23 protein-coding genes are annotated in these 26,208 nt (G+C 70.1%); 14 read left to right on the plus strand and 9 right to left on the minus strand.

Going from position 1 to position 26,208, the window contains the following annotated elements; all coding sequences use genetic code 11:
* Positions 1–73 precede the first annotated feature (73 nt).
* The 11 genes from ACFVYX_RS05010 (at position 74) to pntB (ending at position 12,287) form a co-directional block, all read left to right on the plus strand.
* Positions 74–1,366: an extracellular solute-binding protein gene (locus tag ACFVYX_RS05010; protein WP_389679897.1), complete on the plus strand. Its 1,293-nt coding sequence runs from the start codon at positions 74–76 to the stop codon at positions 1,364–1,366.
* 88 nt (positions 1,367–1,454) lie between these two features.
* Positions 1,455–2,360, plus strand: a complete 906-nt coding sequence (locus tag ACFVYX_RS05015; RefSeq protein ID WP_389680054.1) for a carbohydrate ABC transporter permease — start codon at positions 1,455–1,457, stop codon at positions 2,358–2,360.
* Positions 2,357–3,187: a carbohydrate ABC transporter permease gene (locus tag ACFVYX_RS05020; protein ID WP_389679898.1), complete on the plus strand. Its 831-nt coding sequence runs from the start codon at positions 2,357–2,359 to the stop codon at positions 3,185–3,187. The genes ACFVYX_RS05015 and ACFVYX_RS05020 overlap by 4 nt, the downstream gene beginning before the upstream one ends.
* A gap of 68 nt (positions 3,188–3,255) precedes the next feature.
* Entirely contained in the window at positions 3,256–4,620 is a 1,365-nt protein-coding gene (locus ACFVYX_RS05025; RefSeq protein ID WP_389679899.1) for a glycoside hydrolase, read from the plus strand.
* A gap of 26 nt (positions 4,621–4,646) precedes the next feature.
* Positions 4,647–4,874 (plus strand): hypothetical protein, encoded by a 228-nt coding sequence (locus tag ACFVYX_RS05030; RefSeq protein ID WP_389679900.1) that lies wholly within the window; start codon positions 4,647–4,649, stop codon positions 4,872–4,874.
* Positions 4,871–5,917 (plus strand): Gfo/Idh/MocA family protein, encoded by a 1,047-nt coding sequence (locus tag ACFVYX_RS05035; protein ID WP_389679901.1) that lies wholly within the window; start codon positions 4,871–4,873, stop codon positions 5,915–5,917. The genes ACFVYX_RS05030 and ACFVYX_RS05035 overlap by 4 nt, the downstream gene beginning before the upstream one ends.
* Positions 5,914–6,774 (plus strand): PmoA family protein, encoded by an 861-nt coding sequence (locus ACFVYX_RS05040; RefSeq protein WP_389679902.1) that lies wholly within the window; start codon positions 5,914–5,916, stop codon positions 6,772–6,774. The genes ACFVYX_RS05035 and ACFVYX_RS05040 overlap by 4 nt, the downstream gene beginning before the upstream one ends.
* Positions 6,771–7,508 carry a cupin domain-containing protein gene (locus ACFVYX_RS05045; protein ID WP_389680055.1) on the plus strand — a complete coding sequence of 246 codons (738 nt, stop codon included), beginning with the start codon at positions 6,771–6,773 and terminating at the stop codon, positions 7,506–7,508. Before ACFVYX_RS05040 ends, ACFVYX_RS05045 begins: the two co-directional genes overlap by 4 nt.
* Positions 7,508–8,983, plus strand: coding sequence for a non-reducing end alpha-L-arabinofuranosidase family hydrolase (locus ACFVYX_RS05050; protein ID WP_389679903.1), 1,476 nt, complete (start codon positions 7,508–7,510; stop codon positions 8,981–8,983). The genes ACFVYX_RS05045 and ACFVYX_RS05050 overlap by 1 nt, the downstream gene beginning before the upstream one ends.
* Before the next feature lie 357 nt (positions 8,984–9,340).
* Positions 9,341–10,867, plus strand: a complete 1,527-nt coding sequence (locus ACFVYX_RS05055; RefSeq protein WP_389679904.1) for a Re/Si-specific NAD(P)(+) transhydrogenase subunit alpha — start codon at positions 9,341–9,343, stop codon at positions 10,865–10,867.
* Position 10,868: 1 nt separating this feature from the next.
* Positions 10,869–12,287 (plus strand): Re/Si-specific NAD(P)(+) transhydrogenase subunit beta, encoded by a 1,419-nt coding sequence (gene pntB, locus ACFVYX_RS05060; protein WP_389679905.1) that lies wholly within the window; start codon positions 10,869–10,871, stop codon positions 12,285–12,287.
* A gap of 68 nt (positions 12,288–12,355) precedes the next feature.
* Here the strand turns inward: pntB and ACFVYX_RS05065 are convergent, their stop codons facing one another.
* The 9 genes from ACFVYX_RS05065 to ACFVYX_RS05105 form a co-directional block, all read right to left on the minus strand.
* Positions 12,356–13,861: a SulP family inorganic anion transporter gene (locus ACFVYX_RS05065; RefSeq protein ID WP_389679906.1), complete on the minus strand. Its 1,506-nt coding sequence runs from the start codon at positions 13,859–13,861 to the stop codon at positions 12,356–12,358.
* Positions 13,858–14,439, minus strand: a complete 582-nt coding sequence (locus tag ACFVYX_RS05070; protein WP_389679908.1) for a carbonic anhydrase — start codon at positions 14,437–14,439, stop codon at positions 13,858–13,860. The genes ACFVYX_RS05065 and ACFVYX_RS05070 overlap by 4 nt, the downstream gene beginning before the upstream one ends.
* 323 nt (positions 14,440–14,762) lie before the next feature.
* On the minus strand, positions 14,763–15,221 hold the full coding sequence (locus ACFVYX_RS05075; protein WP_389679909.1) for a CBS domain-containing protein: 459 nt from the start codon (positions 15,219–15,221) through the stop codon (positions 14,763–14,765).
* Positions 15,222–15,424: 203 nt separating this feature from the next.
* Positions 15,425–17,893 carry an MDR family MFS transporter gene (locus ACFVYX_RS05080; RefSeq protein ID WP_389679911.1) on the minus strand — a complete coding sequence of 823 codons (2,469 nt, stop codon included), beginning with the start codon at positions 17,891–17,893 and terminating at the stop codon, positions 15,425–15,427.
* 9 nt (positions 17,894–17,902) lie between these two features.
* The gene (locus ACFVYX_RS05085) at positions 17,903–18,031 is read right to left on the minus strand and encodes a hypothetical protein (RefSeq protein WP_389679912.1); all 129 of its coding nucleotides are present in this window, start codon (positions 18,029–18,031) and stop codon (positions 17,903–17,905) included.
* A 109-nt stretch (positions 18,032–18,140) separates the two neighbouring features.
* Positions 18,141–19,352 carry a helix-turn-helix domain-containing protein gene (locus tag ACFVYX_RS05090; RefSeq protein WP_389679913.1) on the minus strand — a complete coding sequence of 404 codons (1,212 nt, stop codon included), beginning with the start codon at positions 19,350–19,352 and terminating at the stop codon, positions 18,141–18,143.
* Positions 19,353–19,570: 218 nt separating this feature from the next.
* The gene (locus tag ACFVYX_RS05095; protein ID WP_389679914.1) at positions 19,571–20,515 is read right to left on the minus strand and encodes a hypothetical protein; all 945 of its coding nucleotides are present in this window, start codon (positions 20,513–20,515) and stop codon (positions 19,571–19,573) included.
* Positions 20,516–20,572: 57 nt separating this feature from the next.
* Entirely contained in the window at positions 20,573–22,210 is a 1,638-nt protein-coding gene (locus tag ACFVYX_RS05100) for a DUF6801 domain-containing protein (RefSeq protein ID WP_389679915.1), read from the minus strand.
* Between the two features lie 117 nt (positions 22,211–22,327).
* A complete protein-coding gene (locus tag ACFVYX_RS05105; RefSeq protein WP_389679916.1) occupies positions 22,328–22,963 on the minus strand; it encodes a hypothetical protein in 636 nt (211 codons plus the stop codon).
* Positions 22,964–23,580: 617 nt separating this feature from the next.
* On the opposite strand from ACFVYX_RS05105, the gene ACFVYX_RS05110 reads away from it, so the two are divergent.
* The 3 genes from ACFVYX_RS05110 to ACFVYX_RS05120 are packed head-to-tail and all read left to right on the plus strand — an operon-like array spanning position 23,581 to position 26,207.
* Entirely contained in the window at positions 23,581–24,636 is a 1,056-nt protein-coding gene (locus ACFVYX_RS05110) for an ABC transporter ATP-binding protein (RefSeq protein ID WP_389679917.1), read from the plus strand.
* The gene (locus ACFVYX_RS05115) at positions 24,633–25,397 is read left to right on the plus strand and encodes an MlaE family ABC transporter permease (protein WP_389679918.1); all 765 of its coding nucleotides are present in this window, start codon (positions 24,633–24,635) and stop codon (positions 25,395–25,397) included. Before ACFVYX_RS05110 ends, ACFVYX_RS05115 begins: the two co-directional genes overlap by 4 nt.
* Before the next feature lie 3 nt (positions 25,398–25,400).
* A complete protein-coding gene (locus tag ACFVYX_RS05120; protein ID WP_056555096.1) occupies positions 25,401–26,207 on the plus strand; it encodes an ABC transporter permease in 807 nt (268 codons plus the stop codon).
* The last annotated feature ends 1 nt before the right edge of the window (position 26,208 follow it).

Raw genomic sequence — 26,208 nt, forward strand, 5'->3', positions numbered from 1 at the left:
TGGCAGCACAGAATTCGAGAGCATTTCGAAACATTTTCGGGCGTCCACCGGCATTCCCCAACCCGGAGGTCACATGGCCAGCATCCCCCCGAGCCGACGAAGCTTCCTGGCGCTCTCGGGCTTGACCGCACTGTCCGTCTCCATGGCCGCGGCCTGCGGCGTCGACGATTCCGGCGGTGCGCCGTCGGCCGACGGCAAGGTGACGTTCGCGTGGTGGAACATCGCCACGACGGAGCCCGGCAAGTCCCTCTTCCCGGAGATCGCCTCGGCGTTCATGTCCGCTCACCCGAACATCGCCATCAGGACGACCTCGTTGGAGAACGAGGCGTTCAAGTCCAAACTGACCGCCACCACCTCTTCGGGCAGGCTCCCCGACGTCTTCCAGACCTGGGGCGGCGGCGTGCTCCAGCAGCAGGTCGACGCGGGTCTTGTCGAAGACCTCACCGAGGCGTTCGACTGGTCGTCCGACCTCACCCCGGTCTCGCTGCAGGCCTATCAGTTCGGGGGCCGGACGTACGGGGTGCCCTACGACATCGGCATGGTCGGCTTCTGGTACAACAAGAAGCTCTTCGCCAAGGCCGGGATCACGACGCCGCCGGCCACCTGGGCCGAGCTCCTCGAAGACGTCGAGAAGCTCAAGGCGGCGGGCGTGACCCCGATCGCCCTCGCGGGCAAGGAGAAGTGGCCGGGCCACTACTACTGGGCGTACCTCGCGATGCGCGTCGCGGGCCTCCCCGCGCTGCAAGAGGCCGCGACCGCCAAGGACTTCACCGGCGCGGGCTTCGTCGAGGCAGGCACCCACCTCAAGGAACTGGTCGACCTCCAGCCCTTCCAGACGGCCTTCCTCGGCGCCGGCTACGCCACCCCCGGCGGCCAGGCCGCGACCATGGGCAACGGAAAGGCCGCCATGGAGCTGATGGGGCAGTGGGCACCGTCGGTGCAGAAGGACGCCGGCGGCGGCCTCGGAGCGGACCTGGGCTTCTTCCCCTTCCCGACGGTGGACGGCGGTGCCGGCCGGGCCACCGAGGTGTTCGGCGGTGGCGGCGGCTTCGCGCTGCGCAAGGGCGCCCCGAAGGAGGCGCTGGACTTCCTGAAGTTCTTCGTCCTGGAGAACGAGTCCAAGCTGCTGGCCTCCAACGGCTACCTGCCGGTGGTCAAGGGCGCGGAGAGGCTGCTTACCGACGCCGACAAGAAGGTGGTGGCCGACGCCCTGGTCAACGCGACGGGCTTCCAGCTCTTCCTCGACCAGGCCTACCCGCCGGCGGTCGGCCAGGAGGTCAACGACAGCGTCGCCGACCTCATCGCGGGCAAGAAGACGCCCGAGCAGGTCACCACCTCGATCACCGAGGCTGCGAAGGGTGCCTAGCTCCGTGTACACCCCGGCCAAGGGCCCGGCCGAGGACCGGACGGAGGACGCCGTGCCGGTGCGCCCGCCCACCCCGGCCCGGTCGCTCCTGCGCGGGTGGGGAAGCTGGGCGTCGGTCGCCTGGTTCCTCGTACCGGCCCTGGTCCTCTTCCTCGTCTTCGTCCTCGCCCCGATCGTCGTGGCCGTCTACACCGGCTTCTTCACCTGGGGCGGGATCGGCCCCATGGACGACTTCGTCGGCTTCGCGAACTACACCAGGCTCTTCGACGATCAGGTCTTCCTCGGCGATCTGGGCCGCGGGCTGTACCTGATCATCCTGTCGATCACGGTGCAGTTGCCGTTCGCGCTGTTCACCGCGGTCCTGCTCAACCAGAGGCTGCGCGGCCGGGCCGTCTACCGGATGCTGTTCTTCGCGCCGTACGTCCTGTCCGAGGTCGTCACGGCGGTCCTCTTCACGATGGTCTTCCTGCCCGGCGACGGCATGGCCGACCATCTCGTCGGCGCCATCGGCCTGGAGGGCTTGCAGGGCAGGTGGCTCGCCGATCCCTCGACGGTCATGCCGACCCTGTTCGTGGTCATGATCTGGAAGTACTTCGGCTTCCACATGATGCTCTTCCTCGCCGGGCTGCAGAGCATCCCGGCCGAGATCCTCGAGGCCGCCTCCATCGACGGCGCCGGCGCCTTGCAACGCTTCCGATACGTGACGCTGCCGCTGCTCGGCCCGACGATCCGGATCAGTGTCTTCCTTTCGGTCATCGGGTCCATCCAGCTCTTCGACCTCGTCTGGGTCATGACCGCGGGCGGGCCCAACCACTCCTCCGAGACGATGGCGATCTCGATGTTCCAATTCGGGTTCAAGCGGTACCAGGTCGGCTACGCCAGTGCGATCAGCGTGGTGCTGTTCGTGATCAGCATGGTCTTCTCCCTCTTCTACCAGCGTTACGTGCTCCGCCGTGACCTGAGCGGCGCCGTCACCACGGGAGGTGGCCGATGACCGCCCGCGGGACGGCACGCGGCCTCTCGCTGCACGCCGTGATCTGGCTGATCGGCGCGTTCGTCGTCGTGCCGCTGATCTACGCGGTGATCTCCGGGTTCAAGAGCACCGGCGAGCTCACGACCAACCCGTTCGGCCTGCCGGAGCAGTGGAAGACCGGCAACTACGCCGGCGTTCTCGGCGACGGAATGTTCTGGCGGCAGATCGCCAACAGCGCGGGCATCGCGATCGGCACGACCTTCTGCACGGTGGCGGCCGCCGCGATGGCGGCGTTCGTGCTGGCCCGATACGCCTTCCGGGGCAGGGAGTTGTTCTACACCCTGTTCACGATCGGACTGATGTTCCCGTTCGCGGTGGCCGTCCTGCCGCTGTTCCTCATGCTGCGCACCTTCGACCTGCTCGACAACCCGCTCGGGGTGATCCTCCCGCAGGCGGCCTTCGGGCTCCCCATGACGATCATCATCCTGCGCGGCTTCTTCCGGACCATCCCGGCCGAGATCGAGGAGGCGGCCGTCGTGGACGGCTGCGGCAAGTTCCGCTTCTTCTGGAAGATCCTGCTGCCGATGGCGCGTCCGGCGCTCGGCACGGTCTCGGTGCTGGCGATCGTCGCGAGCTGGAACAACTTCTTTCTGCCGCTGCTGGTCTTCAACGACCCGAAATGGCAGACGATCCCGGTCGGCGTCCAGCAGTTCCAGGGCCAGTACTCGACCGACTACGCGCTCGTCCTCGCCTACATCGTGCTCGCCATGGTCCCCGCCCTGGCCTTCTACGCCGTCGCAGAGCGCCAGCTGATCGGCGGCCTCACCGCGGGCGCCACCAAGGGCTGACCCGCCCCGCGTTACCTCCACCCCGAGGAGACCTTGTGAAACGCCTGACCGTACTGACGGCCGTCCTGATGTTAGCGCTCACATCGCAGGTCGCGGCCGCCCCCGCGCGACCCGCCGCCGACCCCGCCCGCCCCGCCATCGACTTCCGCACCGCACTCCAGCCCATCGACGGATTCGGCTTCTCGATGGCCTTCCAGCGCGCCGACCTGCTGCACGGGGCGCGCGGCCTCAGCCCGGCCAAGCAGCGCGAGGTGCTGGACCTGCTGCTCAGCAAGGACAAGGGCGCGGGCCTCTCGATCCTGCGCCTGGGCATCGGCTCGTCGACCGACAGGGTCTACGACCACATGCCGACGATCCTGCCGGCCGATCCCGGAGGGCCGGACGCCCCGCCGAAGTACGTCTGGGACGGCTGGGACGGCGGCCAGGTCTGGCTCGCCAAGGAGGCCAAGGCCTACGGCGTCGAACGGTTCTTCGCCGACGCCTGGAGCGCCCCGGCCTTCATGAAGACCAACGACAGCGAGAACGACGGCGGCGAGCTCCGGCCCGAATGGCGCCAGGCCTACGCGAACTACCTCGTCCAGTACGCCAAGTTCTATCAGCGGGAAGGCATCGGGATTACCGACCTGGGGTTCACCAACGAACCCGACTGGACGGCGACGTACGCCTCGATGCGGTTCACCCCGCAGCAGGCCGTCGACTTCCTCAAGGTCCTCGGGCCGACCGTTCGCGCATCCGGTCTGAAGACCGATCTGGTCTGCTGCGACGCCGCCGGCTGGGACCGGCAGGTCGCCTACACCGAGGCCATCGAGGCGGACCCCGTGGCCGGCAAGGCCGTGCGGACCATCACCGGCCACCGCTACAGCGGTCCGACCTCGGTCCCACAGCCGACCGACAAGCGTGTGTGGATGTCGGAATGGTCGCCGGACGGCACCACCTGGAACGAGAGCTGGGACGACGGCAGCGGCTACGACGGTTTCACCGTCGCGGCCGACATCCAGAACACCCTGACCGTCGGCAACGCCAACGCCTACGTCTACTGGACCGGCGCGTCCCTCGGCGCGACACGAGGGCTCATCCAGCTCGCCGACCCCGGTGACGACTACCGGGTGTCCAAGCGGTACTGGGCCCTGGCCGCCTTCAGCCGGTTCATCCGCCCCGACGCCGTCCGCGTGCCGGTCACGAACGCCGACCCGGCACTGCGGATCACGGCCTTCCGCAACACCGACGGCAGTCGCGTGATCCAGATCCTCAACACCGCGACCACCGAAAGCTCCGCCGAGTTCTCCCTTCGCGGCGGCCACGACCGCCACCCCGACGGCTACGTCACCGACGAGACCCGCTCGATCACCCCGGCCGACATCGTCTCCACGCGGGGCACCACCCTCACGGCGAAGCTCGCCCCGCGCGCGCTGACCACGATCGTCCTCGACTGAACCGCCAAGGACCCGAGGAGTCCCTCATGTTCATGTCCCGGAATCTCATCGCCCTGCCCGCCGCCCTCTGCTGCCTCGGGGCCGGCCTCGCCGCCGCGCCCGCGGCCGCCGAGCCCCGTCCCAGGACGCTCGGCGAACCGGCCAGGAAGCACCACAAGTACGTCGGCTCCGCCACCGGCGCCGCACTGCCCCACGACGAGCACCCGCGGCCCAAGCCCGCCCCTCACTCGATCAGGAAGGTGCTGGGCGGATGATCAGAGCGGCGATCGTCGGAACGGGCGGGATCGCGGGCATCTGCCACGTTCCCGCCCTCCGGGCGCAGGCGCACCGGGCCGTGATCGTGGCAGCCGTCGACGTGGACGCGGCGCGTGCCGAGGCGTTCGCGGCCGAGCACGGCATTCCCGCGGTCTACACCGACCTGCACACCATGCTCCAGGAGCAGAGCCCGGACCTCGTGCACCTGTGCACGCCTCCGTTCCTGCACGCCGACCAGGCCGTGGCCTGCCTGGAGTCGGGGGCCTGGGTGTGGTGCGAGAAGCCCGTGGCGCTGTCGCTGGCCGGGCTCGACCGGATCCGTGCCGCCGAAGGGACCGCCGTCGCGGGCGCGGTGTTCCAGCACCGGTACGGCTCGGGCGCCCGCTACCTGCGCGACCGGATCGCGGCCGGGACACTGGGCCGTCCCCTGGTCGCGCAGTGCGTCACGGCCTGGTACCGCGACGACGCCTACTACGAGGTGCCGTGGCGCGGCACCTGGGAGAGCGAGGGCGGCGGCCCGACGCTGGGCCACGGCATCCACCAGATGGACCTGATGCTCGCGGTGCTCGGCGACTGGGCCGAGGTGCGTGCGATGGCCGGCCGACTGGAGCGCGACGTCCGGACCGAGGACGTGTCCGCGGCTCTGGTCCGGTTCGAGAACGGAGCCCTCGCGACGGTCGTCAACAGCGTCCTCTCCCCGCGCGAGGAGAGCTACCTGCGGTTCGACCTCACCGACGCCACCGTCGAGCTGCGGCACCTGTACGGCTACTCCAACGCGGACTGGACCGTCACGACCAGGTCGGCCGGCGTGAAATGGGAGCCGCCGGACGACCTGCCCAGCTCGCACACCGCCCAGCTCGCCGACTTCCTGGACGGCTACGAGGCGGGGATCCGGCCCGACCTCGGCAGGCCCACCATGGAACTGGTCACCGCCCTGTACAAAGCCGCGATCACCGGCCTGCCGGTCCGGCGCGGAGAGATCGGCACGGCCGACCCGTTCTACGGCTCGCTCAACGGCGGACGCCCCGAGGTGTTCCGATGACGTTCGAACTCCTCGAGAACGAGGACTCGCTGATAGTCAGGGCTCGCGACGTCGACCTCTTCCGGTACGTGCACCGGCCGGTCATGGACCCCTTCGAGGCGCCGAAGCCCTACCTGCATCCGGTGCGCACGCTCGCCGGCGACGTCGTCACCGGGTACCGGCCGCACGACCACCGCTGGCACAAGGGCGTCCAGATCACGGCGTCGTGGGTGTCCGGGCAGAACTTCTGGGGCGGCGGCACCTACCTGCGCGGCCAGGGCTACGTCGACCTGCCGAACCTCGGCACGATGCGCAGCCTCGCCGTGTCCGCCGAAACGGGTTGCGGCCGCGCCGTGATCACCGAGGACCTGGCCTGGCACACGATGGCGGGGGAGCACTGGATCGACGAGCGCCGCACACTGACCGCGCGCGACGTCGAGGCCGATTCCTGGACCCTGGAGGTCACCACCGCGCTGACCAACGTCCACGACACCGATCTGGTGTTCGGCAGCCCGGGCACCCAGGGCAGAGAGCTCGCCGGATACTCCGGTCTGTTCTGGCGCGGCCCGCGCGACTTCACCGGCGGCGCCGTGACCGGCCCCGGGATGGGCGAGAAGGGCGACTGGCTCGCCTTCACCGGCAGGCACGACGAGGTCGACCGCTCCTCCACGCTCCTGTTCCTGGACGATCCGGACGCACCCTGCCGCTGGTTCGTCCGCAGCGAGCCCATCCCCGCCGTCAACCCGTCCCTGGCGTTCGACGAGGAACTGCCGCTGGCCCCGGGCGACACCCTGTCGCGCCGCTACCGGATCGTCGTGGCCGACGGCGCGTGGACCCCCGCGCGCCTGGCCCGCCATGTCGCGGAACACCCGTGGTGACGCCGTTCCCCGGCGGCGTGGGGATCTCCGGACTGACCGTGTACGACTGGGAGGCCGCCGACGGACTGTGCGGCGGCACACCCCACATGCACCTCGTCTGCTCCGAGGCCTATGTCGTCATCGACGGCGCCGGCAGCGTCCAGACCCTCACCACATCCGGGTTCGCCGACACCCCGCTGCACCCCGGCGACGTCGTCTGGTTCACCCCCGGCACGATCCACCGCCTCGTCAACGCCGGCGGCCTGCGCCTCGTGGTGCTCATGCAGAACAGCGGACTGCCCGAGGCGGGCGACGCCGTCTTCACCTTCCCCGCTCCTGTGCTCGCCAATCCCCACGCCTACCGGAAGGCGGCCGCCCTGACCGGCGACCATTCCGCGGCGGCGCGCCGCCGCCGTGACCTGGCCCTGGAGGGCTTCCTGGCCTTGCGCGAAGGCGGGCTGCGGGAGTTCCACACCGCGGCCCACCGCCTGAAGAGCGAGCTCCTGGACGCCTGGCGGATCCGCTGGCATGACGGCCCGCTGGCCGCGGCCGTCACGACCGGCCGTCAACTGGAACGGCTGAAAGCCGGAGACCTCTCGCACCTCGGCGACGGCGAGGTGTCACGCCTGGAACGCCCGAGGCGCCAGGTCTTCGGCATGTGCGGCCACCTTCACACCTATCCCGTCCCCGGCCCCCCGAAGCGGCCGCTCCGCGGTCCGTCAGGGTCACCCCACTCCCCGAAGGAGCTCTTCTGATGCGCTTCCGCCATCCACCCCTGGTCCTGAGTCTCGTACTCGCGGTCCTGTCGTCCTTGCTGCTCGGAGTCACCTTCCTCGGCGCCCCGCCCGCCGCCGCGGCGACCGTCGACACCAGGGCCTCGTACGTGCTGGTCAACCGCAACAGCGGCAAGGCCCTGGACGTCCACAACCTGGCGACCGGCGACGGCGCCCGCATCACCCAGTGGACCAGGAACGACCAGAACCAGCAGCAGTGGCAGTTCGTCGACTCCGGCGGCGGCTACTACCGCGTCAAGTCCCGCCACTCCGGCAAGGTCCTGGACGTCCACAACCTTTCCACCGCCAACGGCGGCGCGATCGTCCAGTGGTCCGACCTGAACGGCACCAACCAGCAGTGGCGGCTCGCCGACAGCCCTGACGGCCATGTGAGGCTCATCGCGCGCCACAGCGGCAAGGCCCTCGAAGTGCAGGGCGCCTCCACCGCCGACAACGCGAACATCGTCCAGTACGACGACTGGGGCGGCACCAACCAGCAGTGGCAGCTCGTCAAGGTCGGTACGGGTACCCCCGGCCAGTGCGCTCTTCCTTCGACGTACCGCTGGTCGTCGACGGGCGCGCTCGCGCAGCCCAAGTCGGGCTGGGCCTCGCTCAAGGACTTCACCGTCGCCCCGTACAACGGCAAGCACCTCGTGTACGCGACGACGCATGGCGCCGCGGGAACCGGAGCGGGCTGGGGTTCGATGAACTTCACCCCGTTCACCAACTGGTCGGAGATGGCCTCGGCCGGCCAGAACACCATGGCGAACTCCGTCGTCGCGCCCACGCTCTTCTATTTCGCGCCGAAGAACATCTGGGTGCTCGCCTACCAGTGGGGAGGCGGGAGCGCCTTCTCCTACCGGACGTCGAGCGACCCCACCAACCCCAACGGCTGGTCGGCGCAGCAGGTGCTCTTCACCGGAAGCATCACCGGCTCCACGACAGGCCCCATCGACCAGACGCTCATCGCCGACGGCACGAACATGTACCTGTTCTTCGCCGGTGACAACGGCAAGATCTACCGGGCGAGCATGCCGATCGGGAACTTCCCGGGCAGCTTCGGCTCGTCGTACACGACGATCATGAGCGACACGACGAACAACCTGTTCGAAGCCCCGCAGGTCTACAAGCTCCAGGGCCAGGACCGCTACCTCATGATCGTCGAGGCGATCGGTTCGCAGGGCCGGTACTTCCGCTCGTTCACGGCCACCAGTCTGAACGGCTCGTGGACGCCCCAGGCCGCGACCGAGAGCAACCCCTTCGCCGGCAAGGCCAACAGCGGCGCCACCTGGACCAATGACATCAGCCACGGCGAACTGATCCGCGTCGGCGCCGATCAGACCTTCACGGTCGACCCCTGCAACCTGCAGTTCCTCTACCAGGGACGCAGCCCCGGCTCCGGCGGCGAGTACGGCCTGTGGCCCTACCGGCCGGGTCTGCTGACACTGCAGCGCTGACGACTGACACGGGTCCGGCTCCGGAGCCGTACCGATAGGCGGACCGTGACACGCCCCTCGCGGCGTCGTCACGGTCACGCCCACGATGCCGAACGTGTGACGGGATGTCGAACGCCCCACGTAAAGGAGCGTGCGGCGCCGGTCAGGCCCGGTGCGTCGGCCGGCCCTCCCGCGGGGCGGCGACGTTCTGTGAAGCACGGGATCCCGGCCGTGTCGAGTGTTGCGTGTACCTCACTGGTGGGAGCTGTTCAAGGAGAGCTCCCGGCGGCCAAGCTGTGCCTCGTGCTCCGGATCATCGTGGGAGCACCTTTCTGAGAACACGCCGTTGACAGCCAGTACAGCGAACGGAGAACACTCGTGATTGTCGGAGTCCTCAAGGAAGCGCGGGCAGGTGAGAATCGCGTCGCGGCGACGCCGGCCACGATCGAACAGATCCGCAGACTGGGGTACGACGTGGTCGTCGACCCGGGCGCGGGGGTCGCGGCCGGTTTCACCGACAGTGCCTACGAGGCAGCCGGCGCGACCGTCGGCGAGGCGGCGGCCGCGGACGTCGTGCTCGGGGTCAACGCCCCGACTCCGTCGCAGCTGGACCTCGTACGCCCCGAGGCGACGGTGATCGCCCTGTTCGCGCCGGCCTTCGACCCGGCGATGGTCGAGGACCTGGGCCGGCGTCCCTTCACGGCCCTTTCGATGGACGCCGTGCCGCGCATCAGCCGCGCCCAGTCGATGGACGTGCTGTCGTCCATGGCGAACATCGCCGGCTACCGCGCCGTCATCGAGGCCGCGCACGAGTTCGGTCGCTTCTTCACCGGTCAGGTGACCGCGGCGGGCAAGGTTCCGCCGGCGAAGGTGCTCGTCGCGGGTGCCGGCGTCGCCGGTCTGGCGGCGATCGGCGCGTCCGGCTCGCTCGGCGCGATCGTACGGGCGACCGACCCGCGACCGGAGGTGGCCGACCAGGTCCGCTCGCTGGGCGGCGAGTACCTGTCGATCGAGTCCGCGGAGGTGGAGGTCTCGAAGACCGGCTACGCCAAGGAGATGGGCGAGGACTACAAGGCGCGCGAGGTCGAGCTCTACGCCGCGCAGTGCCGCGAGGTCGACATCGTCATCACCACCGCGCTGATCCCGGGCCGTCCCGCGCCGACGCTGATCACCGCGGAGATGGTGGCGAGCATGAAGCCGGGGTCGGTGATCGTCGACATGGCGGCCGCCAACGGCGGCAACGTCGAGGGCACCGTGAAGGGTGAGAAGACCGTCACGGACAACGGCGTGACGATCATCGGCTACACCGATCTGGCGGGCCGACTCGCGGCGCAGGCCTCGCAGTTGTACGGCACGAACCTGGTGAACCTGCTGAAGCTGATGACGCCGGGCAAGGACGGGTCGCTGGTCCTCGACTGGGACGACCCGGTGCAGCGCTCGATCACCGTCGTACGCGCGGGCGAGTCGGCGTGGCCGCCCCCGCCGGTCCAGGTCTCCGCGGCCCCGGCCCCCGCGGCGGCCGCCGCGACGGAGCACGCGAAGCCGAAGAAGGCGCCGGCGACGGCGAAGCAGAGGTTCGGCGGTGTGGCGCTCGGCGCGCTGGCGCTGTTCCTCACCGCCGCGTTCGCCCCCGCGGCGCTGCTGCCCCACGTGACGGTCTTCGTGCTCGCGATCGTGATCGGCTACTACGTGATCGGGCATGTGCACCACGCGCTGCACACGCCGCTGATGTCGGTGACGAACGCGATCTCCGGGATCATCGTCGTCGGCGCGCTCCTGCAGATCGGGCACACGAGCACAGCGGTCACGGCGCTCTCGTCCGTCGCCATCCTTCTGGCCAGTATCAACGTCTTCGGCGGCTTCGCGGTGACGCGTCGCATGCTCGCCATGTTCAACCGGAGCTGACATGTCTGCGACCCTTGCCGCACAGGCGGCCTATCTAGTCGCCGCGCTGCTGTTCATCCTTGCGCTGGCAGGACTCTCCAAGCACGAGTCGGCACGGCTCGGCAACGCGTTCGGCATGCTCGGCATGGGCGTCGCGCTCGTCGCGACGGTCGTGCTCGCGCTGGACGGCGACGTCAGCGGTGCCGGCCTCGGCCTGATGGCCGCCGCGATGCTGATCGGCGCGCTGATCGGCCTGCAGCGGGCCCGCGGCGTCGAGATGACCGGAATGCCCGAGCTGATCGCGCTGCTGCACTCCTTCGTCGGTCTGGCCGCCGTGCTGGTCAGCTGGAACGGCTTCCTGAACGTCGAGTACGACCCGGACGGCCACGAGGCCAAGGCCCTGGACGCCCTCGGCACCCTGGACATCCACCACGCGGAGGTGTTCATCGGTCTGTTCATCGGCGCGGTGACCTTCACCGGCTCCGTCGTGGCGTATCTGAAGCTCGCCGCGAAGATCGACTCCAAGGCGTTGGTGCTTCCGGGCAAGAACGCCCTGAACCTCGGCTCGCTGGTCCTTTTCCTCGCCCTGACGGTGTGGTTCGTGATCACGCCGGAGCTGTGGCTGCTGATCACCGTGACGGTCCTCGCCCTCGCCCTCGGCTGGCACCTGGTGGCCTCGATCGGCGGCGGCGACATGCCGGTCGTCGTCTCCATGCTCAACAGCTACTCCGGCTGGGCGGCGGCGGCCTCCGGCTTCCTCCTCGGCAACGACCTGCTGATCATCACCGGTGCGCTCGTCGGCTCCTCGGGTGCCTACCTGTCCTACATCATGTGCAAGGCGATGAACCGCTCGTTCCTCTCCGTGATCGCCGGAGGCTTCGGCATCGAGTCCCCCACGGGCTCGGACGTCGACTACGGCGAGTACCAGGAGATCACCGCTCAGAGCGTCGCCGAACTCCTGGAATCGGCCCGGTCCGTGGTCATCACGCCCGGGTACGGCATGGCCGTCGCCCAGGCGCAGTACCCGGTGGCGGAGCTCACCTCGAAGCTGCGCGCGAAGGGCGTCGACGTACGGTTCGGCATCCACCCCGTCGCCGGCCGCCTGCCCGGTCATATGAACGTGCTCCTCGCCGAGGCCAAGGTGCCGTACGACATCGTGCTCGAAATGGACGAGATCAACGAGGACTTCGCCAGGACCGACGTCGTCCTCGTGATCGGCGCCAACGACACGGTCAACCCGGCGGGAGCGGAGGACCCCAGCAGCCCGCTCGCCGGCATGCCGGTGCTCACCGTCTGGGAGGCCGGCAAGGTCATCGTGTTCAAGCGCTCGATGGCCTCCGGATACGCCGGCGTGCAGAACCCGCTGTTCTTCCGTGAGAACAGCGCGATGCTCTTCGGCGACGCCAAGGCCCGCGTCGAGGACATCGTCAGCGCCCTCTGAGCGGCGCGACAGGAAGAACGCCACTCGGGCGGTGCACGTCTCCGTGCACCGCCCGGTGAGCCGGCGGGTCAGATGCTCGCCGTGACCTTCACAGGTTCCGTACCGACCGAGCTGTGCCGTTCGGCCCAGCTCTCCAGGGCCGAACGGCAGGCGTGGTCGAGGTGGTGGAGACCGGACAGGTCCAGCTCGACCGGCCGGTCCTGGGGCAGTGCCTCCAGGCTGTCGAGCATCTTGGGCAGCCGCAGGAAGGTCGCGTTGCCGGAGAGATACGCCCGGATCGGACCGGCACCCTTGTCGACGACCTCCAGATGCGCGTGCGACGACTCCCAGGCCGTCTTGACCACCGAAAGCGCCAGACCGATCAGGACGCCCTCGAACATGTTCACCGCGACGATCGAGACGGCCGTGGCCACGAGGATCAGAGCCTCGCCCCGGTGTGCCCGCCACAGCGACACCAGCTGGCGGAAGGGGATGAGCTTCCAGCCCGCGTGCACCAGGATGCCGGCCAGAGCGGGCAGCGGGATCAGGGCCAGCGCCCAGGGCAGCAGCGCGGCGAAGAGCAGCAGCCACGCGCCGTGCAGCACCCGGGACGCCTTGGTCTTCGCTCCCGCCGCCACGTTGGCGGAGCTGCGCACGATGACCGCCGTCATCGGCAGGGCGCCGAGCACACCGCACACCGCGTTGCCCGCGCCCTGCGCCATGAGCTCCTTGTCGTACTCGGTGCGCGGACCGTCGTGCAGCCGGTCCACCGCCGCGGCGCTGAAGAGGCTTTCGGCCGAGGCGATCAGCGTGAAGGCGAGGATCGTCCCGATCACGGCCGGGCCGGCCAGCGCGCCGAAGGCGTCCGCACCGGGAAGCCGCACGGCGTCCAGCAGGCCGTGCACCTCGACGCGGGCGACCGGCAGTCCGAACAGCGGCGTGACCACCGTCGCCAGGATCACCGCGGCCAGCGCGCCCGGTACCGTACGGGCGCCCTTGGGCAGCTTCTTCCACAGCACCAGCACGGCGACGGTGCCCGCTCCGACCGCCAGCGAGACCAGGGCCTCGGTGCTGCCCAGCGCGTCGACGGTGGCCCCCGGCAGCCCGATGAGCTTGTCGATACCGGAGGCCGGCGCCTTCAGGCCGGCCGCCGCGTACAGCTGGCCGGCGATGATCACCAGGCCGATACCGGCGAGCATGCCCTCGACCACCGCGATCGAAATCGCCCGGAACCACCGCCCCAGTCTCAGGGCGCCCATGGCCAGCTGGAGCAGACCGGCGGCCAGGACGATCAGACCGAGCGCGGGCAGCCCGTACGCACGTACCGCCTCGAAGACCAGCACGGTCATGCCGGCGGCCGGGCCCGACACCTGAAGGCTGCTGCCCGGCAGCAGTCCGGTGACGAGCCCTCCCACTATGCCCGTGACGAGTCCGAGCTCGGCCGGGACGCCGGAGGCGACGGCGACGCCCACGCACAGGGGCAGGGCGACGAGGAACACGACGAGCGACGCCGCGAAGTCCTGACGCAGATGGGGAAACCGGGCCTTCGTGACCGGCGCGGTGCTCGCGGCCCTCCCGTTCGCGGCCCCGCTCACAGCGCCTCGAACGCGTCGGTGTCCGGGCGGTGTTCGCGTACGGCTCCGGTGTGCACCTCGTAGTACCAGCCGTGCAGCTGGAGTCGGCCGTCGGCCAGACGCTGTTCGACGCACGGGTAGGAGCGCAGCCGGAGGAGCTGGGCCAGGACATGGTGCTGCACGGCTTCGGCGACCGTCGGGTCGCCCGTGTCGGAGCCCGTGGGCTCGTCGGCGGCATGTGCCAGCCAGTCGCGCACGGCCGGTACGGCGGTCAGGTCGTCACCGCGCACCAGTGCGCCGACGGCGCCGCAGTGGGAGTGGCCGCAGACCACGATGTGCCGGACGCCGAGGACCTCGACCGCGTACTCGACGGTGGCCGCCTCGCCGGTGGGCTGGTCGGAGTGGTATGGGGGGACGATGTTGCCGGCGGTGCGCAGCTCGAAGAGCTCGCCGGGCCGGGCCCCCGTGATCAGGGCGGGCACGACCCGGGAGTCGGAGCAGGTGATGAACAGGACCTCGGGCGTTTGCCCCTTGGCCAGTCTGACGAACTCCTCAGGGCGCTGTCCGAATGTGCGGGCGTTGTCGATGAGGGGTTGCATGGTTGTGGTGATTCCTCCTGGCGCGCGTGGGGGCGCGTCGGGCTTACAGGACAGAGGGCCGGCGCGATGAGGGCTCACTCCGTGCAGAGCGGCGGCGGGCCGTCGGCGTCGTCGTCCGCATACCGTCCGCCCCTCTCCAGGCAGTTCACTACCTCATGCGCTCATCAACGAATGGTCAAAGGCCGGTCAAGAATCACCATAGCCCGGCAAAGTTGTTTGTTGGGTGAACTGAATGTTTCCACCTGAAGAGAGCCTGAAAACCGAAGCCAGTTGGCGTGAAACAGCAGGTCCGGCAGACGGGCGGCCGCTCTCTCCCCGACGGCTCACGGGACGGTGAGGAAGTGCTCCATCAGCCGGGCCGCCGTGATCGCCCCCGCCGTACGGACCCCCTCGCCGTCCGCCATCACCACCGCCACCAGCGGCGTGTGCGTACGTGCCATCACCGCGGCGATCTCCAGCGCGGTGGCGTCCGGGCCGACCACCGTGGGCATGGTGCGGTGCTGCGGCAGCCACTGCGCGACCGTCAGCCCGCGCAGCTGCTCGGTGAACGACTCGGCGTCCCCGCCCCGCAGCGCGCCGGCGAGCGTGGGGTCCTGCACCACGAACTCCGGCACCATGACCTTGAGCAGCTGCGAGCCCGGCACGATCGCGTACGGCCGCTGATCCCCGTCGAGAACGAGCAGGGCGGGCAGCCGGTGCTCTACGAACAGACGGGCGGCCGTGACGGCGTCGTCGTCCGCGGATACCGACGGATACGGCTCAACCAGCTCATATGCGCGCATAGGAGAGGCTCTCATCCGAACGGCCTCCACGCACGCACCCGCAGACCGTGCGTCCGGTGGTTCCTCGGTCGTCCTTCAGGAAGGACGCGCCCGGGCCCGCCGTCAGGACGAGCGTCTCGCGGGCGACGACGGCGTCGGCGCGGCCCTCCTGTTTCCCGCTGAGCGAGCATGCCGTCGCCGGTCATCGTCCGGGTGGGGGCAGATCAGGCCGCCGCGCCCTCGGAGGGCCTCGTCCTGACCATCACCCCTCCGACCAGCGCCCCGAGCAGCAGGACGCCGGCCGCCGTGTACTGCAGCGCGGGGTCCAGGTAGAAGTGCCCGATCGCTCCGCCGAGCAGTGCGAAACCGAGCTCGGCGCCCACGTGCTGGTTCACCATGACGAGGCCGGCCCGGCCGCCGGAGTCCCGCGCGGCGATGCCCTCCATGACGGTCGAGTAGAGCACCGTGCCGGCCGCGCCGAGCCCCAGGCCGAGGCAGACCATGCCGAGGAAGGTGCTGAGGGCGGAGCCGCCCATGACTGGCTGGACGAGCAGCCCGACCGCCGCGACGAGCAGACCCGGCACCAGCAGGGCGCGCGGCCCGACGCGGGGCAGCAGCCGGGCGGAGATCAGCAAGGAGCCCATGAGGAACGAGACGGTCAACAGCACGACGGCCACGACCGTGGACACCGTTCCGGCGTCGGCGTTCAGGAAATGGTCGAGGGACGGAACCACGGCCGTCAGGGCGAGCCCCATCAGGAACAAGGTGAGCGACGCGCCGAGACCGTCGCGGGTCCTCGCCGGGTACGTCGGCAGGATCGCGTTCGTCGAGGCCTCCCGCTGCCGCAAGGCGAAGGCCGCGATCAGGAGGACGCCACAGAGGAGAGCGAGGAGCGGGAGAGGAGCTCCCCATCCGGACTCCCCGGACCGGGTGAAGCCGTAGAGGAGGGCGGCGACGCCGCATGTGCTCAGCAGCGCGCCGAGCGCGTCGAAACGGGCGGGAGCCCGGCCGCCGGACCGGTCGCGGACCAGGGCCGCGGTGCCGATGAGGGCGAAGACGGCCAGCAGGACCGTGAGGAACAGGGACATACGCCACTCCATCAGATGGGGGAGCGGCACCGCGAGGAACAGGGTGAGCACGGAACCGCCGAGACCGGTCAGGCCGTAGATCCCGATCGCCTTCCGGCGTGCCTTCGGCTCGGTGAACTGGGCCGCGACCAGACCGAAGGACGCCGGGGCGATCAAGGCGGCGAAGGCACCCTTGAGGACCTGGCTCGAGACCAGCATGGCGGGCCCGGCGGACAGGGCGGCGACGGCGGTGGCCACCGCGAAACCGGTCAGGCCGATGAGCAGCGTCGTCTTGCGGCCGATGAGGTCCGCGAGGTGCCCGCCGACGAGCAGCAGCGCGCCGAAGGCCAGGGCGTAGCCGAAGTACACCCACTGCAGGACCGAGGAGGTCAAAGCCACGTCGGCGGCGATCTGAGGCAGCATCCGGGCCGTGGTCGTCACGTCGAGCACCACGAGCAGTTGCGCGAGCACGGCCATCGCGAGGCCCCACCAGCGCCTGGCGTGGGGACCCTCGCCGTCGACCGCCGCGCCGAGGGGCGCGGGCGCGGACCAGGCGCCGGGCAGCGGAGGCGTCGGCGGTCCGAATCCCGCCGGGGCCGTCGGATCGTAGGGGTTCGAGGCGTACGTGGGCGGTGGCGTGGACGGCGGCAGGGGGTACGAGGTCGGCTGGGCCTGAGCGGCGGGGGAAGCGGACTGGACCCGTGGGTCCGGCCGCGCGCCCCGCACCTCCGGGGTGAAGTCCAGCAACTGCGCCGCCCTTCGCCCCAGATGGGCGAGGACCGACCCGGGCAGCCACTCCTCGGCCCGGTCCGTGACCGTGCGTTCCCTGACCTGCGCCGGCGTGGGCCGCTTCGCCGGGTCCTTGTCCAGACACGCGCGCACGAGATCGACGAGCGAATCCGGTACGCCGGTGAGGTCCGCCTCCTCCTCGGCGATCCGGAACAGATGCGCGTTGAGGCCGGTGTCCGTGGCGCCGAAGAGCAGGCGTCCGGTGGCGGCGTAGACGAGTACCGCGCCCAGGCAGAACACATCGCTCGCAGGGGTGAGTTCGCGGCCTCGGACCTGCTCCGGAGACATGAAGCCGGGGGAGCCGATCAGCATGCCCGTGCGGGTGAGCAGGCTGTCCCCGCCGATGCTGTCGAGTGCGCGGGCGATCCCGAAGTCGATGACCCGAGGGCCGTCGACGGTCACAAGGACGTTCGACGGCTTGAGGTCGCGGTGGATCAGGCCCGCCTCGTGGACGGTCTGCAGGGCGAGGGCGAGACGGTCGGCGAGGGTGTGGACCGAGTGCTCGGGCAGGGGGCCGAAGTCCTTGCCGACCACGGTGGTCAGGTCGGGGCCGGGTATGTACTGGGTGGCGACCCAGGGCACGGCCGCCTCGGTGTCGGCGTCCAGGACGGCAGCCGTCCAGTCGCCGCCCACCCGCCTGGCCGCGGCGACCTCGCGGGCGAAACGCCTGCGGAACTCCGGGTGTTGGGCGTGCTCGGCCTGGACGACCTTCACCGCGACCGTACGGCCGAGATCGGATCGGCCCAGATAGACCAGGCCCATTCCGCCCTCGCCGAGGCGGGCTATCAGGCGGTAGGGGCCGATGTGTGTGGGGTCCTGCCCCGTCAGCTGTTCCATGGAGGAGGGTCAGCCCCTCAGGTGCGGGCTCAGATGCCGGCACCGCGTGTCGATCCACCCGCCCGGGCCGCGTCGGGCGGCGACAGCGGCGACGGGCGGCCGCTCGGTGCGGATGTGCGCGATCTCGTCGTCGGCCATGTGCTGATCCCCCTGGATAGGCTGAGGAGATCAAAATTAGTGCAACCGCCCTGGCGACGACATGGATTGCGGAAAAGGACCGGACCTTCTGCGTGTTCCGGCCCTCCGGTCAGTCGGGGCGTCTTCGGCCGGAGAGGTGGAGGGAGCGCAGGGCCGCCTCCAGCGCGAAGCGGCGGTCCGGGTCGAGGAGGCGGTCACCGAAGTGGCTGTCCAGGTTCCGCAGCCGGTAGCGGACCGTCTGGGCGTGCACGCCCAGCATCTCGCCGACCTGTTCGGCGGGGGCGCGGGTGGAGACGTGGACGCGCAGCGTCTCGATCAGGCGGTCGCGACGGGTGCCGGACAGGCCGTCGAGCGGGGCGAGTTCGCGGGTGGCAAGCTGGGCCACGAGGGCGGGGTCGGACAACAGCCATAACGTTGTCAGATGGTCCTCGCAGTGCACGACGGGGGCGTCCGCCACGATGCCCTCGTCGATGAGTTCGAGGACGCGCCGTGCCCAGCGGACGGAGTGGGCGGCCTGCCCCGGCGGCACGGTGAGACCGACGACGGCGGGAGTCCCGGCGAGGGCGGATCCGAGCATCGCGAGGCGCTCGGCGGTGAGCGGGCCGGGGATGAGCAGATGCGGCTGGGGGAGGCTGAGGTCGGCGAGGACGTCCCGGTCGAGTCCCGCCTGGACGAGTTCGGCGACCGGCGGGCGGAGGGCGACCAGGGTGCATTCGGCGGGGAGCTGCCAGGAGGCCTCCCGGCAGAGTTCGGCGATGGTCGCCCGGGGCAGCGGCGGGCCGGCGACGACGAGGTGGAGCAGCTGTCTGCGCAGCGCCGCCACATCGGTCACCGTGCGGGCATGGGCCATGACGTAGCCCTCGCGGGACAGGGCTTCGAGCTCGTCGACGTAGGCGAAGAGGGCGTCCGCGAAGGCGAGGATGAGGGTGGGGGAGAGGTTGTACGTACGGCCGATGCTCTTGGCCCGGCGGAGCGCGATGCGGGCGCCGAGGCGGTAGGCGCCCTGCAGGGTGTCGAGGGCGCGGCCCTCGTAGGCCTCGACCCGGCCGAACTTGCGCAGGAGTTCGTCGCGGAGGGCCGAGTGCGTTCCCGGGACGGCGACCCGTTCCACGAAGGCGGCCAGCGCCTGCTCCACGCCCTGGCGGATCGCGTCCGAGTGGGGTCCGTTGAAGAGATGGGCGTACACGGGGTAGGCCCGCTGGATCTCCACGCCTATCTCCCTGATGAGGCCGGGGATCTCCGGCCTCATCAGGTCGGCGAACTCGCGGGGGAGCGGGTCGAGCGGTTCACCGGTGCTCGGTGACTGTGCGGTTGCGGGCATGGACCGATCCCTTGCTCTTCTGCGCGACCGGTGGGGGGAACGGCTGTGGCGGCGCCCTGCCTGACGTGCGGGGCGCCGCCACGGCCGTCAGGTGCGTACCTGCGGGGAATGCCGAAGCTAAATCAACTGCTCGGTGCTGTACACAACTTGCGCAAGAGTTGGCGCCCCCGGAAGGGCGTGCGCGGCGGAGTCGGCCGGGAATCGCCCCTGGATGGCCGTTACTTGACCGCGGAGTGCCAGTTCTGGGACATGACCTTCCCGGCGTCGGGGGCGACGAGGCCCGGCGCGTAGAGACCGGACAGGTAGGTCTGGGTGTTGTTGAGGGTGAGGCTGTTCTTCCCGGCGGCGGAGGGCAGCCCCGTCTTGAGGTTGACCGCGCCGTCGATCAGGCCGAACAGCCCGAGGCCGCAGCCGCTGGCGCCGGGGACGGCGAAGGTCTTGTCGACCTGGGTGGAGCCGAGGAGGTTGAGGCGGCTCATGTCGCCTTCCTCGTTCGGGGAGCCGTCGCCGTTGAAGCGTTCGACGGCGAAGGAGGGGGACGTGGCGTTGCTCGGGCGCAGCATGATCGGGTTGGACTTGGTCCCGATGTAGCAGTTGCTGCCGAGGAACGGGTTCTGGAGGTGGATGCGGACCGGGATCTTGACGATCGGCATGTCCGTCAGGACACCCGCGATCTGGTCGAAGTCCGAGGGGGTCCCGACCGATTCCACGGTGGCGGTGATCTTGTTGAGCCGGGCGTCGGACAGCTGCCGGCAGATGTCGGTGATGAACGGGATGTCGCTCGGGCACATCAGACCGAGCAGGCCGCCGGGGACGGTGGCGGAGTCGGCGATGATCGATCCCGCGGGGGGCGCGACGACCGTGCTGGTGCCGTCGGCGTTCTGGACGACACCGATCTGGAGGTCGGTCCTGCCGGTGACCACGGTCGTGTTGCCCAGCTTGATGGAGCCGCCGGCGGAGAACGAGGAGACGCACTGCGGCGCCGTGTCGAGACCGTCGGTGGCGAGCATCGCCGGGGCGTCGACGGGACAGCGGGTGAACGGCGCCCAGCTCCCGTCCAGCTCGGGGACGGCCGCTGTCGCGGTGCCCATGGAGGCGAAGGCACCGAGCGCGGTGAGGGCGGAGAGGGTGGCCAGACGGGTGCGGGCGGAGACGAGGGGCATGGCGGAGCCTTCCGTTGACGGGAGAGGGGAACGAGGGGTGGTGGGGGGAGCGCCGGCTCAGCGCTCGGGCTTGGGGACCACGTACGGCTGCCGGTCCTCGGTGCACTGGCCCTCGGTGGGCACTTCCACCATCACGGCGCAGGTCTGGCCCTGGATCTGCTTGACGTGGTTGCCGGGGCCGGAGATGGACGCGGTGAGGAGCCGGTCGAGGTTCTCGCCGCCGGCGCCGCAGTTCTTGAAGGCGGGGATGGTCACCTCACCGGTGAGCGGGCCACCGCTGGTGAGGAGGTAGCCGACGGCGTCGCTGCCGTTGATGAGCTGTCCCTTGCCCAGGAGCACCAGATGGTCGCCGGGGTATGTGGCGGGGTCGGGCTCGGGAGAGCGGAGCGGCTTCTCCGTGCGGCAGGAGGGGCCGACGTCCAGGGGAGTGCCGTTGACCCGGACGTCGAGGACGCGCAGGACCAGGGGGGCGCGGACGTAGGTCTCCGCGGTGTTGTCGGGGAAGGAGAGGGTCATGTCCGACGAGACGGTCATGGGCCCCGCCTGCTCCAGGACCATCGTCGCCGTGGCGGGCATGAAGTCGAAGGTCAGGAAGGTGGACGTGAAGGGCGGGGTCTGCTTGCGCCCCTGGTGGTCGAGGGCGGCGTCCGAGGTCTGGAGGAAGTGCGGGGGGCCCTCCGGCGGGAAGACGATCTCCGGACTGCCCTGCTCGATGAGGACGCAGGACGCCGGGATGAGCGAGGCGCCCTTGAGCTTCCCCACGTTGGCGTAGCCGGTGATGTACGCGGTGAGCGACGTGGAGGTCGGCTCCTTCTTGACGCAGGGCGGTGCGGCCGGGCGTTCCGTCGGGGCGGCGTCGGGCGCGTCCGCGTCGGCGGTCCTCGGGCCCCGCTCCGGCCGTGGCCCGGCCTCCGGGTCCTTCGGAGCCGGCCGCGGTCCGCCCTGGGGCGTCTCCCGGTCAGTCGGGGGTGACGGCAGCGGGGGGCCGGAGGACGGGGAGGGGGCCGGGGGAGAGGACGACGAGGGGTCGGCCGACGACGCGGGGGGCGCGCTCGGTTCTCCGGTGGCCCCGGCGCCGATCGGAACCGTGGCCAGTGCGTGGCCGCCCTCCGGGCCCTCGCCGGGGACGCAGGTGACGGCGGCGGACGGGGGCGTGGTGGCCGCGCCGTCGGCCGCGCCCAGGGCGAGGTCGATGCTCAACGCCCCTGCTGTGAGGGTGAGTTCGCCGACGCTGTCGGTCGTCAGGGCGGGGACGGCGCCGGTCGTCGTGAGGGAGAGGGGTCCTTCGGCGGGTACGGGGACGGGCTGTGCCGTTCCGCGCCAACCGACGTCCGCGCGCTGCCCGTTCTGGCTCGCCGCGACCGTGAGCAGCGTCTCCGCCCGGACGGTGGCCGTCTCGGTCGGGGTGAGGTCGGCCACGGCCGCTGCCGGGAGTTCCACGGTCGTACTGACGTCGGACGGCTGGACCGCCTCGCCGACGGCCGCGCGGTCGGGGACGGTCGCCCTGATCCGTACCGTCGCGGGCTGTTCGCCCGACGGCAGGGTGCAGCGATAGGGGAGTTCGGCGTCGATGTCGTGGGAGCCCAGGGCGACGGCCGCCGCGGGGAGCAGGGGGGCGAGTGCCACGAGTGCGGCGATCGCCGCGCCGCGTGCCTGGACGCGGGAGGGTCGCAGGGCGGCTCGCTGGCCTCTCATCTGGTGCTCCGCTCGGATCGTGCGCGCGCGGGCGCGAAGGGGGTGCGGTCGGGGTGGGGACAGGTCCGCGTCCGCCCGGCCGGGGTCGCCGGCCGGGCGGACGCGGGTTCCCGCGTGTTACGGGTTGGAGCCGACGATCTTCGGGATGGTGGTGGTGCCCGCCACCTTCACGAGGTAGGTGCCCTTGAAGGTCGGCTTGGAGCCGACCGGGACGGCGGAGCCGCAGTTGGTCGACGAGACGACGGTGAGCTCACCGGCGAGGCTGTTGACGGCGAGCGCGCCCGTCGAGTTGGTGTACGTGCCGGACGCCTTGCCCGTCACGCGGAAGACGCAGGCGCCGACGGTCACCTTGGCGTCGACGTTGCCGACGTAGCCCTTGGTGACGCCGGTGGAGGCGGTGTAGTCCTGCGCCACCACGGTCCAGGGGGTGGTCGCGACGGTGGTCACGTTGCCCAGGACGCTGGTGCAGGGCGCGCTGCTGGCGCCGAAGGCGATGGCGCTGATGGAGCCGACGGTCGCCGGGTTTCCGTTGGCGCTCTGCATCGTGCCCGAGGCGTTCGACTTCGTACACGTCATGGCGATGCCGTTGACGCTGAGGACGACGTTCCCGCTGTTCGTCGCGGCGAAGTTGGCGGGCGACGGGGTGACGGTCCAGACCGTCGAGGCCACCGCGGAGGCGGGGCTGACGGCGAGGGCGAACGCGGCCGTGGCGGCTCCGGCGACGACGGCGACGTTTCTCATGGGCTTCTTCATGGCTCTGGGACTCTCCTTGGGGATTGACCGGCAGAGGGTGGCCGCGGTGGGGGTCGAGCGGCCGGCGGCCCGGTGATTCTCGGCCGCGAAACCTGACGTTACTTGCGGGAAACTTAGCTGAACAATGGCGCAGTTCATGATTCTTTGAAGTGGCCGAATTGCCTGTCAGGCGGGTGAGCGGTGGTGGTGACCGGCTTGGTTCCGGGGTGCGCAATGTCGACAATTATGATCGATCAGGTGAACTCCGGAGGGCCGTCGGCAGGGGATGCTCCCGGCGTCCTGTGGGGCGTTCATTGCTCTCCCCGGTGACATATGGCAAAGGGAAACTGTCGCCCGTCTGACAAGTATTCCGGCGTTCGGTCACGTCCCGGGAAAACTCGGATTCCGGTATTGCCGAGGAAGGTTACTCGGCCGTAGCGTTCCGGGGGCGGCGACCAGCCGCAGGTCGGCGCAGTTCCCCAGGCCCGACCTGTCTCGGCGGAGACAAATGACGATCGACGCCTTGTCTCCGCGGTGACAAATACGGGAGCGGATCAAGGATTTTGCCGCCCGGCTATTGTCCGGGTGATCCGCACCGACTTACCGTGCGCCCGCGGCGCACGCTTGCTGGAGGTGGGATGGGAATCGAAGTAGTCGTTGAGGGTCTGACCATGTCCTTTGGCAAGCAGAACATCTGGCAGGACGTGACACTGACATTGCCGGCCGGAGAGGTCAGCGTGATGCTCGGCCCTTCCGGTACCGGCAAGACGGTCTTCCTGAAATCGCTCATCGGACTGCTCAAACCCCAGCAGGGCCGTGTCCTCATCAACGGCGTCGACATGGTCAGCAGCCCCGAACGCGACATCTACGAGACCCGGAAGCTCTTCGGGCTCATGTTCCAGGACGGCGCCCTCTTCGGCTCCATGACCCTCTTCGACAACATCGCCTTCCCGCTGCGCGAGCACACCCGCAAGCGGGAGTCCGAGATCCGGCGCATCGTGATGGAGCGGATCGAACTCGTCGGCCTGCTGGGCGCGGAGGGCAAACTGCCGGGCGAGATCAGCGGAGGCATGCGCAAGCGCGCGGGCCTGGCCCGTGCGCTCGTGCTCGACCCGCAGATCGTCCTGTGCGACGAGCCGGACTCCGGTCTCGACCCCGTACGCACCGCCTACCTGTCCCAGCTCCTCATCGACCTCAACGCGCGGATCGACGCGACGATGCTGATCGTCACCCACAACCTGGACATCGCCGCCACGGTCCCCGACAACATGGGGATGTTCTTCCGGCGCAACCTCGTCACCTTCGGCCCCCGCGAGGTACTCCTCACCAGCGAGGAACCGGTCGTGACCCAGTTCCTCGCCGGGCGCCGCGAAGGCCCCATCGGCATGTCGGAGGAGAAGGACGCCGCCCTCCTCGCCGCCGAGCTGGTCGACGCCGCCCACCACCGGCCGCCCGGGCCCCCCGTCATCGTCCCGCAGCTGGAACCCTCACCCGGCCTCCCGCCCCGCGCGGCCGTCGCACGACGGCGGGAGCGGGTCCTCGGCATGCTCGACAGCCTGCCGCCCGCGGCCCGCGCCGCCATCCGCGACACCTACGCGCGGAGCGCCGCGGCGCCCACGCTGTCCATGCCGGCCCAGGGGAGCGCCATTCCCGCCGCCGGGAACGCCCGGCGAGCCCCCGGGAGCGGCTCGTGATCACCGGCGCGCTGCGGCAGACCGGCCGTCTCTTCGCCCTCACCGCCGAGGTGAGCCGGGCCGTCTTCCGGCGGCCCTTCCAGTTCCGCGAGTTCCTCGAACAGTTCTGGTTCATCGCGAGCGTCACCATCCTCCCGGCCGCCCTCGTCTCCATCCCCTTCGGCGCCGTGATCGCTCTTCAGGTCGGCTCGCTCACCCAGCAGTTGGGCGCCCAGTCGTTCACCGGCGGTGCCAGCGTCCTCGCCGTCATCCAGCAGGCGAGCCCGCTCATCGTCGCCCTCCTGATCGCCGGCGCCGCAGGCTCCGCCATCTGCGCCGACCTCGGCTCCCGCAAGATCCGGGAGGAGCTCGACGCGATGGAGGTCATGGGCGTCTCGCCCGTCCAGCGCCTGGTCGTCCCGCGCGTCCTCGCCACCATGGCGGTCGCCGTGCTCCTCAACGGAATGGTCTCCGTCGTCGGCACCCTGGGCGGCTACTTCTTCAACATCGTCCTCCAGGGCGGCACCCCCGGCGCCTACCTCTCCAGCTTCTCCGCCCTCGCCCAGCTGCCCGACCTCTACATCAGCGAACTCAAGGCCCTGATCTTCGGGTTCATCGCCGGCATCGTCGCCGCCTACCGGGGACTCAACCCCCGCGGCGGCCCCAAGGGGGTCGGCGACGCCGTCAACCAGTCCGTCGTCATCACCTTCATGCTGCTGTTCTTCGTGAACATGGTGATCACGGGGATCTACCTCCAGATCGTCCCGCCGAAGGGAGGCTGACCGATGGCCTCCCCGTTCGTCTGGCTCGACCGCTCCGGAGACCAGCTCCTCTTCTACGTCAGGGCCCTGCTCTGGATCCCCCGGACGCTGCGCCGCTACCTCAAGGAGGTGCAACGGCTGCTCGCCGAGGTCGCGTTCGGCTCCGGCGGCCTCGGCGTCATCGGCGGAACCATCGGCGTCATGATCGCGATGACACTGTTCACCGGAACCGTCGTCGGCCTCCAGGGACACGCGGCACTCGAACAGATCGGCACCGCCGCGTTCACCGGATTCGTCTCCGCCTACTTCAACACCCGGGAGATCGCCCCGCTCGTCGCCGGACTCGCCCTCTCCGCGACCGTCGGAGCCGGATTCACCGCCCAGCTCGGCGCCATGCGCATCAACGAGGAGGTCGACGCCCTCGAAGGCATGGGCATCCGCTCCATGCCGTACCTGGTCACCACCCGCATCATCGCGGGCGTCGTCGCCATCGTCCCGCTGTACGCGATCGGCCTGCTCTCCTCCTACCTGGCCTCCCGCTACGTGACCGTCCTGTTCAACGGCCAGTCCCAGGGGACGTACGACCACTACTTCAACCTCTTCCTGTCACCGACGGACGTCCTCCTCTCGGTGCTCAAAGTGCTGATCTTCAGCGTGATGGTGATCATCGCCCACTGCTACTACGGCTTCCGGGCCTCCGGCGGCCCCGCCGGCGTCGGCATCGCCGTCGGCCGTTCCGTCCGCAACGCCATCGTGCTGATCAGCGTCACCGACTTCTTCCTGTCCCTGGCCCTCTGGGGCGCGACCACGACCGTGAAGGTGGCGGGGTGAG

The organism is Streptomyces sp. NPDC058326, assembly GCF_042879855.1.
In the GTDB taxonomy this organism is placed as follows: Bacteria; Actinomycetota; Actinomycetes; order Streptomycetales; family Streptomycetaceae; genus Streptomyces.

What these genes read in the sequence shown, in the direction of transcription:
- ACFVYX_RS05010 (WP_389679897.1), top strand. Translation starts at nt 74, where the DNA reads ATGGCCAGCATCCCCCCGAGCCGACGAAGCTTCCTGGCGCTCTCGGGC.
- ACFVYX_RS05020 (WP_389679898.1), top strand. Translation starts at nt 2,357, where the DNA reads ATGACCGCCCGCGGGACGGCACGCGGCCTCTCGCTGCACGCCGTGATC.
- ACFVYX_RS05025 (WP_389679899.1), top strand. Translation starts at nt 3,256, where the DNA reads ATGTTAGCGCTCACATCGCAGGTCGCGGCCGCCCCCGCGCGACCCGCC.
- ACFVYX_RS05030 (WP_389679900.1), top strand. Translation starts at nt 4,647, where the DNA reads ATGTTCATGTCCCGGAATCTCATCGCCCTGCCCGCCGCCCTCTGCTGC.
- ACFVYX_RS05035 (WP_389679901.1), top strand. Translation starts at nt 4,871, where the DNA reads ATGATCAGAGCGGCGATCGTCGGAACGGGCGGGATCGCGGGCATCTGC.
- ACFVYX_RS05040 (WP_389679902.1), top strand. Translation starts at nt 5,914, where the DNA reads ATGACGTTCGAACTCCTCGAGAACGAGGACTCGCTGATAGTCAGGGCT.
- ACFVYX_RS05050 (WP_389679903.1), top strand. Translation starts at nt 7,508, where the DNA reads ATGCGCTTCCGCCATCCACCCCTGGTCCTGAGTCTCGTACTCGCGGTC.
- pntB (WP_389679905.1), top strand. Translation starts at nt 10,869, where the DNA reads ATGTCTGCGACCCTTGCCGCACAGGCGGCCTATCTAGTCGCCGCGCTG.
- ACFVYX_RS05070 (WP_389679908.1), bottom strand. Translation starts at nt 14,439, where the DNA reads ATGCAACCCCTCATCGACAACGCCCGCACATTCGGACAGCGCCCTGAG.
- ACFVYX_RS05075 (WP_389679909.1), bottom strand. Translation starts at nt 15,221, where the DNA reads ATGCGCGCATATGAGCTGGTTGAGCCGTATCCGTCGGTATCCGCGGAC.
- ACFVYX_RS05080 (WP_389679911.1), bottom strand. Translation starts at nt 17,893, where the DNA reads ATGGAACAGCTGACGGGGCAGGACCCCACACACATCGGCCCCTACCGC.
- ACFVYX_RS05085 (WP_389679912.1), bottom strand. Translation starts at nt 18,031, where the DNA reads ATGGCCGACGACGAGATCGCGCACATCCGCACCGAGCGGCCGCCCGTC.
- ACFVYX_RS05090 (WP_389679913.1), bottom strand. Translation starts at nt 19,352, where the DNA reads ATGCCCGCAACCGCACAGTCACCGAGCACCGGTGAACCGCTCGACCCG.
- ACFVYX_RS05095 (WP_389679914.1), bottom strand. Translation starts at nt 20,515, where the DNA reads ATGCCCCTCGTCTCCGCCCGCACCCGTCTGGCCACCCTCTCCGCCCTC.
- ACFVYX_RS05100 (WP_389679915.1), bottom strand. Translation starts at nt 22,210, where the DNA reads ATGAGAGGCCAGCGAGCCGCCCTGCGACCCTCCCGCGTCCAGGCACGC.
- ACFVYX_RS05105 (WP_389679916.1), bottom strand. Translation starts at nt 22,963, where the DNA reads ATGAAGAAGCCCATGAGAAACGTCGCCGTCGTCGCCGGAGCCGCCACG.
- ACFVYX_RS05110 (WP_389679917.1), top strand. Translation starts at nt 23,581, where the DNA reads ATGGGAATCGAAGTAGTCGTTGAGGGTCTGACCATGTCCTTTGGCAAG.
- ACFVYX_RS05120 (WP_056555096.1), top strand. Translation starts at nt 25,401, where the DNA reads ATGGCCTCCCCGTTCGTCTGGCTCGACCGCTCCGGAGACCAGCTCCTC.